This is a genomic window from Saccharothrix tamanrassetensis, from assembly GCF_014203665.1.
Classification (GTDB): Bacteria; Actinomycetota; Actinomycetes; order Mycobacteriales; family Pseudonocardiaceae; genus Actinosynnema; species Actinosynnema tamanrassetense.
In genome coordinates this window covers 41,044-52,857 of sequence record NZ_JACHJN010000012.1, presented here as the reverse complement: position 1 = coordinate 52,857, position 11,814 = coordinate 41,044, and the positions used below count along the sequence as shown (strand labels likewise).

At 68.2% G+C, this 11,814-nt stretch carries 11 protein-coding genes; 6 read left to right on the top strand and 5 right to left on the bottom strand.

Features of this window, described 5'->3' with window-relative positions; all coding sequences use genetic code 11:
• Window positions 1-630: 630 nt before the first annotated feature.
• Window positions 631-1,134: a hypothetical protein gene (locus FHS29_RS30810; protein ID WP_184696753.1), complete on the bottom strand. Its 504-nt coding sequence runs from the start codon at window positions 1,132-1,134 to the stop codon at window positions 631-633.
• Window positions 1,135-1,456: 322 nt separating this feature from the next.
• Here FHS29_RS30810 and FHS29_RS30805 point away from each other — a divergent pair, with 322 nt between their 5' ends.
• Genes FHS29_RS30805 through FHS29_RS30795 form a run of 3 tightly spaced genes read left to right on the top strand, consistent with a single transcriptional unit; the run spans window position 1,457 to window position 2,456 of the window.
• Window positions 1,457-1,783 (top strand): PadR family transcriptional regulator, encoded by a 327-nt coding sequence (locus FHS29_RS30805; RefSeq protein ID WP_184696751.1) that lies wholly within the window; start codon window positions 1,457-1,459, stop codon window positions 1,781-1,783.
• On the top strand, window positions 1,780-2,136 hold the full coding sequence (locus FHS29_RS30800) for a DUF1048 domain-containing protein (protein ID WP_184696749.1): 357 nt from the start codon (window positions 1,780-1,782) through the stop codon (window positions 2,134-2,136). Before FHS29_RS30805 ends, FHS29_RS30800 begins: the two co-directional genes overlap by 4 nt.
• 2 nt (window positions 2,137-2,138) lie before the next feature.
• Window positions 2,139-2,456 (top strand): DUF1048 domain-containing protein, encoded by a 318-nt coding sequence (locus FHS29_RS30795; RefSeq protein ID WP_184696747.1) that lies wholly within the window; start codon window positions 2,139-2,141, stop codon window positions 2,454-2,456.
• A gap of 21 nt (window positions 2,457-2,477) precedes the next feature.
• Here the strand turns inward: FHS29_RS30795 and FHS29_RS30790 are convergent, their stop codons facing one another.
• From FHS29_RS30790 to FHS29_RS37885, 3 genes are all read right to left on the bottom strand, one after another.
• Entirely contained in the window at window positions 2,478-3,953 is a 1,476-nt protein-coding gene (locus FHS29_RS30790) for an APC family permease (protein ID WP_184696745.1), read from the bottom strand.
• Window positions 3,954-4,090: 137 nt separating this feature from the next.
• On the bottom strand, window positions 4,091-5,524 hold the full coding sequence (rox, locus tag FHS29_RS30785; RefSeq protein WP_221456931.1) for a rifampin monooxygenase: 1,434 nt from the start codon (window positions 5,522-5,524) through the stop codon (window positions 4,091-4,093).
• Window positions 5,525-5,931: 407 nt separating this feature from the next.
• Window positions 5,932-6,324 (bottom strand): response regulator transcription factor, encoded by a 393-nt coding sequence (locus FHS29_RS37885; protein ID WP_221456930.1) that lies wholly within the window; start codon window positions 6,322-6,324, stop codon window positions 5,932-5,934.
• A gap of 199 nt (window positions 6,325-6,523) precedes the next feature.
• On the opposite strand from FHS29_RS37885, the gene FHS29_RS30775 reads away from it, so the two are divergent.
• On the top strand, window positions 6,524-7,171 hold the full coding sequence (locus FHS29_RS30775) for a hypothetical protein (protein ID WP_184696738.1): 648 nt from the start codon (window positions 6,524-6,526) through the stop codon (window positions 7,169-7,171).
• Between the two features lie 50 nt (window positions 7,172-7,221).
• On the opposite strand, the gene FHS29_RS30770 is transcribed toward FHS29_RS30775, so the two are convergent.
• Window positions 7,222-7,878, bottom strand: coding sequence for a hypothetical protein (locus FHS29_RS30770; RefSeq protein ID WP_184696736.1), 657 nt, complete (start codon window positions 7,876-7,878; stop codon window positions 7,222-7,224).
• A 496-nt stretch (window positions 7,879-8,374) separates the two neighbouring features.
• On the opposite strand from FHS29_RS30770, the gene FHS29_RS30765 reads away from it, so the two are divergent.
• Window positions 8,375-10,126 carry a flavin monoamine oxidase family protein gene (locus FHS29_RS30765; RefSeq protein ID WP_184696734.1) on the top strand — a complete coding sequence of 584 codons (1,752 nt, stop codon included), beginning with the start codon at window positions 8,375-8,377 and terminating at the stop codon, window positions 10,124-10,126.
• Complete coding sequence (locus FHS29_RS30760) at window positions 10,123-11,346, top strand: metal-dependent hydrolase family protein (RefSeq protein ID WP_184696732.1); 1,224 nt, start codon at window positions 10,123-10,125, stop codon at window positions 11,344-11,346. Before FHS29_RS30765 ends, FHS29_RS30760 begins: the two co-directional genes overlap by 4 nt.
• Window positions 11,347-11,814 lie beyond the last annotated feature (468 nt).

The window sequence follows — 11,814 nt, the reverse complement described above, 5'->3', positions numbered from 1 at the left end:
CTATTCCAGGTAGCAGGGAAAGATCGCATCACGAATTCGATCAAGGGCTCCGGACCGCTATCGCCAGCTAGATAACCGGCGCACCACACCGATAAACACCGACCGCGGCGCGATAAGGGCGAATCAACGCTTCGACTTCGATCAAAGGCCGGACGATCAACCCAGGTCACCCGCCATGAGATCGACCACGCGGACCCCGCCGACCGAGTATGCCCGCCCACGCGGGTCGACCGAGGTGATCCCGCCCGACCGATCGAGCCGGATGTCGACCGAACAGCACTTACACAGTTTTCCGCATGAGATGTTGAAAACAAGCGGAATCAGACTTTCACAGCATCCGTGAGCCGAATGTTATTCACGGTGCAAATAGCGGTTCCGCAGATCGGCGGGCCGGCACTCGCGCAGCCGCCGGGCAGCGGCAGTCGTATTCGACGTGGAATAAGAGCGGGACGGCCCGGTGGTCGCGCCGATGCGTTGCCAGTCGGTGCGGTCGTCTGCGGCCCTCGGCCTCACGCGGGCGGTGGCGAGGAATCCGAGCACCGGCCCGGAGTCCGTCGGCCCCCCGGCGGCGTCGAACCCGTGGAGACGTGTCGCACACGGCGGTGTCCACCGCCGTGAGGCGTACTGGACTCAGTCCAGCCCGGCGCGCTTCCGGTAGTCCGCGTAGTCGTCGGCGACCACCCGGTACGCCCGTTCGACGACATCCCGCAGCCCGGCCGGACCGACTTCCACCACCTTCAGTTCGCCTTCACGGTGCCGCGCGGTCAGCCACATCCGGTCACCGAACCGGAACAGGAAAGAGCAGAACGGGAACGTGATCTCGCCCCACTCCAGGAACGACAGCCGCTCCTCCCAGGACGCCAAGACCTGGTCGTGCTCGCTTTCGGCGACCAGGCGCTCGTGCAGCGCCCACGGGTCGGAGCCGAGCAGTGCCGTGTGCGGCGCCAGATCGGGCCAGTCGTCGAGCGCGCGCAGTGTCAACTCCACCCGGAGCAGGAAGTTCGGCACGTACACCTCGTCGTCCTGGAACGTGAGGTTCTCGCCGCCGACGTAGATCTTGACAGAGCGCAGTTGTGCGTGGCCGACCTCGGTGGGCCCCACCAGGACCCCGAATCGCGCCCGATCACCGATCAACGAACCCCTCCAGCTGTTCCAGCAGATACGCACCGTACCGAAACGACGCATCTTCCCTCTGAGCACTTGCCGCAGAGCATTCCCGCCCGAGGCAAATCCACGCAGTGCAGTGCCCTCGGCCGGCGGACACCCCCGGCGGCGACCTCGACATCGTCAGCGCCCTTCCCGTCGCCACGGAGGGCTCGGGCATGGCACCGTCCTCGTCTTCGACGACGAGATCCGCGGTCTGGACGCGCTGCGTGCCGGGCATGACCGCTACTAAGTGATACGTTGTAGCTGTACTCGGTGGTACCGAGTACCGGACGATCGAAGAGGATCCACGGTGGACGACCTGACGGAGATGCTGAAGGGCACGCTCGAGGGCTGCGTGCTCGAGATCATCGGCAGCGAGGAGACCTACGGGTACGCCATCACGCGTCGGCTGAACGAACTCGGGTTCACCGACGTCGTCGAGGGGACGGTGTACACCATCCTGCTGCGACTGGAGAAGAACGGGCTCGTCCAGGTGACGAAACGACCGTCCGGGGTGGGCCCGCCGAGGAAGTTCTACGCGCTCAACGACGCGGGGCACGAACAGCTGGCGACGTTCTGGGCGAAATGGGAGTACGTCGCAGCACGGATCGACAAGCTCAGGGAGGGCGGGAGATGAACCTCTGGAAGGCCATCACAGGCAGTGATCTCACCAGGGAGTGGAAGACGTTCGAAGTCCGGGCCGCAGCGCTGCCGGCGGACTACCGGGTGGCATGGGAAGAGATCAAGGGTCACCTCTTCCCCTACTCGGACTTCACGGGTCGGAACCTGCAGCCGATTCTCGACGGTGCCCTGAGACTGCTCGAAGAGACGGCGGCCGATGGGCAGGGCATCCACGAGGTGCTGGGTGACGACATCAAGGGCTTCTGCGCGGCGCTGGCCGGTGGAGCGGGGAGCCGGAGCTACCGCGACCGGTGGCGCGAGCAGTTGAACGACAACGTCGCGAGGAAATTGGCCCGGCTGGGAGGCTGACCGTGCGCATCCAGGACATCATCGAGGGCAAGAAGCAGTGGCGGGCACACGTGGCGCGGGTCAAGGCGCTCCCGCCGGACTACCGGATCGTCTACAAGGAGATGCAGAGGTACCTCTTCAAGATCGGACCGGTCGACTTGCCGGACGGGTCCTTGTTCTCGGGGATCGTCGACTTCTTCGAGGAGGGCGTCGCGGCGGGCAAGGGAGTCCTGGAACTCATCGGTGACGACGTCGCCGCCTTCTGCGACGAGCTGGTCGAGGACTCGCGCACCTACGCCGACATCTACCAGGAGTCCGTCAGCGGAAGGAAGGCACGGTAGGCCGGCCCGGAGCATCGCTGATCAGCCGCCGGTATCCGCCGGCGAGCGGTCGAGCGGGGCCGGGTCGCGTTCCAGGTCGGTGCTCAGCGCCTGGTAGACCGACGGGCGGTGGCGGCGCAGCCACCAGGCCGCCGCGAGACCCGCCGCCGCGACGAGCGGCAGCAGCCACGGCAACCGGGCGATCACCGGGTTGTCCGAGCCCGCCAGCGTGGGGAAGTTCGCGATCGCCAGCCCGACGATGACGGCCAGGCCGAGCGCCCCCAGGCCGGGTGCGAGCGCCGTCCGCGCGAACCGGCGGTCGCCGACCCGGCGGAAGTGGACCACGATCGCCACCGCCGCGAGGAACTGCAGCACCAGGATGCCGAGCGTGCCGAGGCCGGTCATGCTCGCGGTCAGCGCGGTCACCGGATCGAGGCCGGCCAGCCGGAAGGCCAGTGCGACCAGCGAGGCGAACAGCAACTGCGCGATCGCGGCATTCCGTGGCACGCCGGTGCCCGGGTGGGTGCGGCCCAGCCGCCGCGGCAGCACGCCGACCCGGCCCAGCGCGTACAGGTAGCGGGTGGCCGAGTTGTGCAGCGCCAGCAGTGCGGCGAACAGGCTGACGACGAGCAGCACGGTCATCACCTTGGTCAACGTGTCGCCGAGGTGTTCCCGTGCCACGGAGAAGACCAGGTCCCCGGTCGGCAGGTGCGCGAGGGCGACGTCCTGGGCCTGCGCGACGCCGATCGCGCTGACCACGGCCCAGGTGGTGAACGCGGCGAAGATCCCGATGAACCCGATCGCGAGGTAGGTCGCCCTCGGGATCGTCCGGTGCGGGTCTTTCGCCTCCTCGCCGAACAGCGCCGTGGCCTCGAACCCGATGAACGCGTTCGCGGCGAACAACAGGGCCAGCCCGCCCGCACCCTGCACCACCACCGAGGGGTCGAACACGGACAGCGAGAAGCCGTGCCGGACCAGCACGCTGATGTCCAGCAACAGCAGGATCGACACCTCCAGGACCAGGCAGACCGCGAGCACCCGGGCGCTGACGCCGATGCCCCGCCGGCCGAGCAGGAACACCAGCACCACAGACAGCGCGCTCCACACGATCCAGTCGAGGTCCGGTCCGAACACCTCCGCGATGCCGGTGGAGGTGAAGAACCCGCTGGTGCCGATCGCACCGGCCACGAAGCAGTTGTAGCCCAGCATCGCGATGAACCCCGCGACCAACCCGAAGGCCTTGCCCAGCCCGCGCACGACGAAGGCGTAGAAGCCACCGGCGTTGGTGAGGCTCTTCGACATCTGCGCATAGCCCACCGCGAACAGCAACAGCACCACCGTCGCCGCGATGAACGCCACGACCATGCCGCCGCCGTTGCCGAGCGCGATGCCGAGGGCCGCGATCACCACCATCCCGGTCAACGGCGCGACCGCGGCCAGCACCAGGAAGACGATGCCGGGCACTCCGAGTACGTTGCGCGCCAGCGCCGTGTCGTCCCGAGACTCGCTGCGACTCATGGCTGGCGAGTATCCAACCGCCGACCGGGGCCGTACTTGCCGTAGCGCGCACACGTCTTGCTTCTACGCGACCTTCGCACCGCAGCGAACCACCCGGCGATCACCGCGACGCCGTCGATCACGGCTCGGGCTGTGGCTCAGGCGAATCGGTCGGCGGGCTCGCCGAACCAGCGGGAGAGGTGGTCTTCCAGGTTCTGCTGATCTTCGCCGATCCAGGCGACGTGGCCGTCGGGGCGTAGCAGGACGCACGGAACGTCCAGTTCCGCAGTGGGATCCGCGAGGTAGTCGACCCGGTCCGACCAACCGCCGACGGTCAGGCGTCCGGTGCGGTCCAGCAGCAGGCCGCGGCCGCGATGGAGCAGTTCGTAGAGCCGGCCCCCTTTCACGTCGATGTCGCGCAGGCGGCGGCCGAGCAGGTCGGGGCCTGCGCCGAAGTCGTAGCGGATACCGATCGCGGTGATCTTCTCGATCAGCCGGCGGTTCACCTCGTCGATGTCCATCAGTTCGGTGAGCAGCCTGCGCACGGCCTGCGGGCCCGGTTCGGTGGACAGCAGTTCCACCTGGGCGCGGGTGTTGTCCAGCACGTCCTCAGCGACCGGATGACGTTCGGCCTGGTAGGTGTCCAGCAGTGCTTCCGGCGCCCAACCGCGGACCTGTGCGGCCAGCTTCCAGCCGAGGTTGAACGCGTCCTGAACGCCCAGGTTGAGGCCCTGTCCACCGATGGGTGGATGGATGTGCGCGGCATCGCCGGCCAGCAGCACCCGCCCGACCCGATAGCGTTCGGCCAGCCGGGTGGCATCCCCGAAGCGGGACAGCCAGCGCGGGGAGTGCACGCCGAAGTCGGTTCCGGCGATGGCGCGCAGCTGTTGCCTGAAATCCTCGAGGGTGGGCGGTTCCACGCGATCGCCGACTCCCGCGGCGGGGACTACGACGCGATAGATCCCCGCACCGAAGGGCCTGAGATCGAAAGACCTGTCGGTCTCGTGGATCTCGGCCACCTTGGCGGTGATCTCCTCCTGCGGCGCACCCAGGTGCATCTCGCCCATCAGCGTCTCGGTCCGCGCGGGCTCGCCGGGGAAGCCGACGCCGAGCAGTTTGCGCACCGTGCTGCGCCCGCCGTCACAGCCGACGAGATAACGCGAACGCAGCTGTCCGCCGTCGGCCAGCTCGACGGTCACACCCTTGTCGTCCTGCTCGAAACCGGCCACCGCGCAACCGCGCCGGACCTGCGCACCCAGTCGGACCGCATGTTCTTCGAGGAGGCGGACGATGACCGGCTGCGGGATGCCCAGCAGATAGGTGTGCGCGGAGTCCAGGCCCTTGGGCACGGGTTTGGTGATGGCGGCGAAGAATCCGCCGGCCGGGCGCTGTCTTCCGTGTTCGAGGATGCGCTCCAGCAGTCCGCGCATCGCCATCAGCTCGATGGTGCGGATGTGCAGACCGACTATGCGGACGAACGACACGGGCTCGGTCGCCTGTTCCAGGACGAGCACCCGCACGTCGTGCAGCCGCAGTTCGGCGGCCAGCACCGCGCCAGTCGGCCCGCAACCGGCGATGATCACGTCGAACATGAGCGGCGCGCGATCAGCGCCGGGGCCCGGTGACCGGAGGCCGGGGACGTCGCCCGCGGTGAAGTCGCGCTCGACCGCATCGTTCGACGACGGCTCGGAGGTGAACTGCCGAGAGTCCATGGGTGTTGCCTTTCGGGAGTGCCTTGTTGGCGAGGCGCTCCCGGCGACACCTACGTCAATCGCCCGACCGTGACAGGAAGGAGAGCACCCACATCGATACAGCGTTCATGGGTCTCACCTCCTGGGGCGGTGTCAAGGTCCACTGCAAGCTACAAGCCTGGGCAACCCCACGTCCAACCTTTTCCGCCACGCGACCACGACTCCGGACGGGCCCGTGCGTTGCAGGCCGAATCCGCGTGGCGGCCCGGCTGGTTCGGTCACGGCCGGGCCGAACCGACCGATCGCTGTCAGCACGACCGGTCGATTGTCCGGCGGTGCGCGGCCGAGCACCTCGGGCACAGCCAACGAGGTGGGGAGTTGCCGTTCAGCTGAGCGGCCGCTTCGCCGCGCGTGGTCACGCCGAGCTTGTTGAAGATGCTGTGCAGGTGCGATTTCACCGTGCGCTCCGAGATGTGGAGGTGCCGGGCGATGGACCGGTTCGGCATGCCCGTCCCCATCAGAGTGATCACCTGCGTCTCCCTCGGGGTCAGGCTGGGAGCCGAACTCGCCGCCGAGGGCGCGACATCCTGCTGGCGCGTCTCCAGAATGCGGTGAACCTGGTTCCACGCCTCGGACGCGAGTCGTTGCAACTCGAGTGCTCTGGCCAGTGCCCGGTGGAAGTCGTCCTGCGGTGATGGCATCCAGACCGTCCCGAACGTCCCGTGGTCGCGCGCGGCTACGTTCCGCAACCTTAATGTTTACTTTAAGTAGCAGGCAGCCGCTGAACGGGTTGTCGACCAAGACCGCCCCGACGGACTCGTCCGGTATTAGGGCAAAGGTTCGATGGCGGGGCCCGAACCCCTGGATAGGGTCGAGTGAAACTGGACCCGGAGGTGCGGGATGGGCGGCAGTCAACTGGTCGAGAGCTTTGTCGTACCCGTTCACGAGCACGTACGGGAGAACGGGCTCCTCGCCGCGGCGAAGGCGAATCAAGTCGGAACCGACCAGCTCAGGCGGTTCCTGCTGGCCGAGTTCCAGGCGCAGGAAGCCGAGTTCACCACCTACGCCACCCTGGTCGCGCGCTTCCACCACGAAGTCCCGGGCAGCTTTTTCGTGTTCATCGCGAACACGTTGATGGAGGTGCGCCGCCTCCTGGTCGCGGATGTCGCGCGGTCCGTCGGACTGGTTCCGGACGAAATGCGGCAGGCTCCCATCTCACCGGAAGTGAAACGCTTCACCGAATTCATCTCGTGGGTCGCACTGCACGCCGGCGCGGGCGAGGCGGCGCTGCTCGCCCGCACCGACTTCCTGCTCTGGTGCGGCGTGTGCGAGCCGCTCGCCGAGGCGTTGGCCGACACCGGAGCCCCGTCCGAGGTGCAGGCCTACGTCCGGCAGTACGCCGAGGTGCCGCCCGAGGTATCGGACGGCGCGGCGGAGGTGATCGACTTCGGCCTGGCGACGGGCGAGCGCGAGGAGTGGATCACCCGCAGCGCCCCGGCGGTAGAGCCGCTGCTGCGCGGGTTCTGGCGTTTCGTCGTCACCGGCTGAGCAGGGGCGCACGGCCCCTTGCGGTCCACGGGACCTTCGCGCGGAGTCGGTCAACCGGCCGCGATGTAGTGCCAGTAGTCGGACAGCAAGTCCGGAATCTCTTCGGCACTGCGGGTGACCCACCGCTCCGGTTCGCCTTGGGCGAGGCCGTACTCGACCACCTCCGGCAGTCGCTGTTGCAACTCGGCGGGTTCGGCGGAGTAGTTCTCCAGGTACGCGACCAGCGGGTCCGGCACGTTGTCGAGTTCACGCAAGGCGCTGACGAGTTCGGCCGCCACCGGGCAGAACAGCTGGAAGTCGGTGTGCAGTTCCATCGCCGCTTCAGCAGGCCCCGCGTGCGATGCGACCCAGGACACCGCCTGGTTGAGCTGGGTGACGGCCTTCGGCAGGTCGGAGTGGCGCAGTTCGTCGACGTTCAGTCCCACGGCAGGGGCCACGGCGTCGGCCAGCAGTCGCCGCTGCGAGATGAACAGGGTTGCCACGAAGGCGAACAGACCGGCCGGCACCTCGTGGCGGAACCGGTCGATCAGCGAGCCGTAGCGGGGTATCTCGGCCTGCTGGGTGAGGAACTCCCCGATCACCAGCCGTTGGAGGTGCTGCGGGTGGACGCGGCCCTCTCGCGCGGCGGCGAGCAGTTCGTTGCTCTGCACCTGTTGTTTGATCGGCAGCAGTGCCTGGTAGTTGTGGATGATTTCGGTGGCTTTCACCATGACCTTCCTCCTGGTCGCACATGTAACGGCAGACCGGGTGACGCTGACTCAAGCCTAGAACGCCGGTGCGACAACGGATATACAACCTCTGCCCTAGGTCGTCAGCGACGCCCACGGCTCGTTTCCCTGCGCGGCGCGAGAACAGTGACCAACGACCGTACACATTGGACCGAGTGCGTCAATCCGTTGGCGTAGAAGTGTTGCGACACACGAGGGATATTGGTCCGCACTTCTGAGCGGTGCTGGACCAAGCGTCCGAGCCGCTGTTACTTTGTGGTGGACGAACACGTCACCCTCCCCCTCCACACAGCTGCGCGAGCAGTTGGCAACCCCCGGCAAGTCCGGTTGTGGTCCGCATCGGCCGATCAGGTGCCGGGAAGACTTGTGTTGTAACCGTTTCGCGAAACCAAGCAACATCCCAGCCGACCGGTCCGCGTACCGCGACGGGATGGTCGGTGCGTCCACGCGTGTGGACGCGACGGAAGGACAGACCGTGACCGAACCGCGTGCCACCGACTTGCAGGTCGACTTCCCATTCGACTACACCGACTACGTGTCGGGCGGGCGGCGCATCGGTCGGCTCCCCGACCACGCGCTGGGCTCCCCCGTGGCCGTGGTGGGTGCCGGTGGCAGCGGCTTGACCGCCGCCTACGAACTGCTGCGGATCGGTTGCCGTCCGATCGTCTACGAGGCGGAGACCGAGCCGGGAGGCCCCGGCGGACGCAGGCTCGGCGGGCGCATGTTCTCCCGCCGGCTGTCAGCCGCGGACAGCGCCGTGGTCGAGTTGGGGTGCATGCGCTTCCCCGACTCGGCGCGCCTGCTTCGCCACTACACCGAGGAGTTCGGCCTGCGGTGGAAGCCCTTCCGCGACGAGTACGCCGCCGACGTCACGCCCCGGACCGTGCTCGACCTCGACGGGACGAGTTACACGGTGAGCACCATCAAGGACTTGTACTCCGCGCACCCCCGGTTCGGTGACGCCCACAGCAGGTGGGAGGCGGCGCTGCACCGCATAGGGGTGTTCGAACTGCAGGAGGCGTTGGGCGCACGCGACCGGGAGCGTGCGAGGCGGCTGTGGTCCGACCTGGCGCACCGCTTCGAGGAGTGGAGCTTCTACCGGTTCCTGCGTGACCCCGGTGGGGTCGGCCTGAGCCGTTCCGACGCGCACCTGGTGGGGACTGCGGGCGTGGCCACCACGGTGTGGGACGCGTTCTACGACCTGTCGTTCCTGGAGACGCTCCGGATGCTGCTGACCACCGAAGGCTCGACGATGTACCTGCTGGAGAAGGGGATCAGCGCCCTCGCGGACGCGTTCTGGAACCGGCGGACCACCGGGCCCGACGGAACCTCGACCAGCCTCGCGGAGGTCAACCGGGGTGCGCCCCGCCCGGCGGTGACCGCGCTGGAGGTCGGCGCGGACCACGCGCAGGGGGTGGTCGTGCACTGCGAGGACGGCACCAGCCAGTGGTACCCCGCCGCCGTGTTCACGCCGCAGCTGCACATCCTGGAGACCGGTGTCGAGGTTCGTCCGCTGAACGGGGTTCAGCCGTTCGGGCCGCGCCTGCGGAGTGCGATCCGCAGGCTCAGCTACTGGCAGTCCGCCAAGACGGTCCTGGTGACCCCCTTGCCGTTCTGGGAGGGCAGCAGCATGGACGGCGTCACCATCACCGACCGCCTGCCCAGGGCGACCTACACGTTCGACTACGGCGAGCCACCGGAACCCGGCGGCGCGCGCGGCGTTCTCGTGCTCAGCTTCACCTGGTCCCAGGATTCCATGAAGCTGGCTTCGTCCACTGTGGAGGACCGGGTAGCGGCCCTGGTCCGCGAACTGGCCGACATCCACCCGGACATGGCTGAACAACTGCACAGGCAGGCGAAAACCGCCGCAGCGTGCACCATCTCCTGGGAGAACGAGCGGAACTTCCACGGCTACTGCCGGTTCGCCCGCCCCGGCGAGTACACCTACCAGTGGGACCTGTTCGCCAACTTCGTCAAGAACTTCACCGGCTCCCCGCCGGTGCCCGGCGAACCGCCGACACCGCTGTTCCTGGCCGGGGACGACGTGGCCTGGTCGCCGGGATGGCTCGACCACGCCATGGCTTCCGGCCTCAACGCCGCCTGGGGTGTGCTGCGCTGCCTGGGAGGCACCACCACTCCGGACAACCCCGGACCGGGCGACCTGTGGAACCACGAGCACTACCGCCCCCTCACCTTGCCCGACGGCACCGAAGCCGATCACCGATGACGGAAGCCGGCAGGCATGACGACATCGTGATCATCGCCGACCGCCTGTGGGACGGCGACCAACTCCACGCCGACGGACACGCCCGGGTCCTGGTGCGCGGCGGATGCGTCGAAGCCGTCGGTCGGGACGTCGACACGGCATGGGCGACCACCACCGTGGTGCTGCCCGGCCACACACTGCTGCCCGGCCTCATCGACTGCCACGTGCACGTGCTCGACGAGTCCCTGGTGACCGAGCCCATCGGTGTCCAGATCCTATGGGCACTGCCCGCGATGCGTGACCTGCTGGACAACGGGTTCACCACGGTCCGCGACCTCGGCAGCGGCGACTACCCGGGAGGCGTCGACCTGCGTCGCGCCCAAGCCGAAGGCGTCGTCGTCGGACCGCGCCTGATCACCGCGCCGAACATGCTGTCCGCTCGCGGCGGCCACGGGGAGAAGGAACCGGACCTGGCCACCCGATACGGCCTCCAGGTCGGCACCCTCGGTGACGGTGTCGACGAAGTGGTGCGCCGAGTGCGTGAACAGGCGCGGGCGGGCGCCGACTGGATCAAGTTCGCCGCCAGCGGCGGCTTCTCCTCCCCCGCGGACGACCCGGCGACGGTGACCTACTCCCGGAGCGAGATGGACGCGCTGGTCGGCACGGCGCACGACCTCGGTCTGCCCTGCGCGGTGCACGCGTTCAACGACGAGGCCGTACGCCGCGCCGTGCTCGCGGGCGTGGACTCGGTGGAACACGCCAACCTGGCCGGTGCGGAGACCTTCGAGTTGCTGGCCGACCGCGGCGTGCCCCTGGTGCCCACCCTGCACGCCCAGGCCCACTTCCTCGGCCGACTCGACGACGACGAGTTCTGGACGACCAAACCCCCAGTAGTACGCACGAAGTACCGCACGCACGCCGACCGCATCCGTAAATCCGCGCAGCTGCTCGCGGACAGCGAGGTCGCCTTGGCGTTCGGCACGGACGCCAGCACGTTCCCCCACGCCGAGAACTGGCGCGAGTTCGCAGACATGACCCAGGTCGGCATCCCACCCGCACGCGTGCTGCGCGCCGCCACCAGCGCTGCGGCTGACCTGCTGAAACGCCCGGAACTCGGACGCCTGCGCCCCGGCTGCGTGGCAGACCTGGTCGCCGTACCCGGCAACCCGCTCACCACGATGTCCGTGATGGGGCAGGTCGACTTCGTGATGCAAAACGGCCACATCCACCTCCGCCCATGAGGTAGGAAACACGCGTTCAGCGGTGAACCGGCGGTGACCTGAGCCGGGTGGTCCGGTGGGGCCGCAACCAGCCCGACGACGGTCTACGGGCGGTGTTCGCTGCGGGTCATCAGAACTCCTCACCGGTAGTCGCGCACAGTCGCCGCACCGGCGTTCCCAGGTCCGGGCGCCCACCTGCCCCACGCCGACGCGCACGTCCCGGATCCGCGGTCGAAGACCTGAATCGGGTGCCATCGCCCCCATTGGTCGATCGGCGGGTTAGGCGGAATTCCGGTGGGTAGTCCGGTTCGAGTAAGACGCACCCCGGTTTGGGCGACGCGATGGACCCGACCGCGCTCGGGATGGCCATCACCCACCGTGCGGGCGGCCGTCGGCGGCTCGTCGGTGCCACCGGTTTTGTCCGTCGGATGCGCCGGACCTGCCGACCGCCGTGCAGGCCACCCGAGCCAACAAGATCGGCTCCGTGCC

Excerpts from the sequence above, each read along its gene's own strand:
- FHS29_RS37885 (WP_221456930.1), bottom strand. The coding sequence starts at position 6,324 with ATGCCATCACCGCAGGACGACTTCCACCGGGCACTGGCCAGAGCACTC.
- FHS29_RS30775 (WP_184696738.1), top strand. The coding sequence starts at position 6,524 with ATGGGCGGCAGTCAACTGGTCGAGAGCTTTGTCGTACCCGTTCACGAG.
- FHS29_RS30790 (WP_184696745.1), bottom strand. The coding sequence starts at position 3,953 with ATGAGTCGCAGCGAGTCTCGGGACGACACGGCGCTGGCGCGCAACGTA.
- FHS29_RS30760 (WP_184696732.1), top strand. The coding sequence starts at position 10,123 with ATGACGGAAGCCGGCAGGCATGACGACATCGTGATCATCGCCGACCGC.
- FHS29_RS30800 (WP_184696749.1), top strand. The coding sequence starts at position 1,780 with ATGAACCTCTGGAAGGCCATCACAGGCAGTGATCTCACCAGGGAGTGG.
- rox (WP_221456931.1), bottom strand. The coding sequence starts at position 5,524 with ATGTTCGACGTGATCATCGCCGGTTGCGGGCCGACTGGCGCGGTGCTG.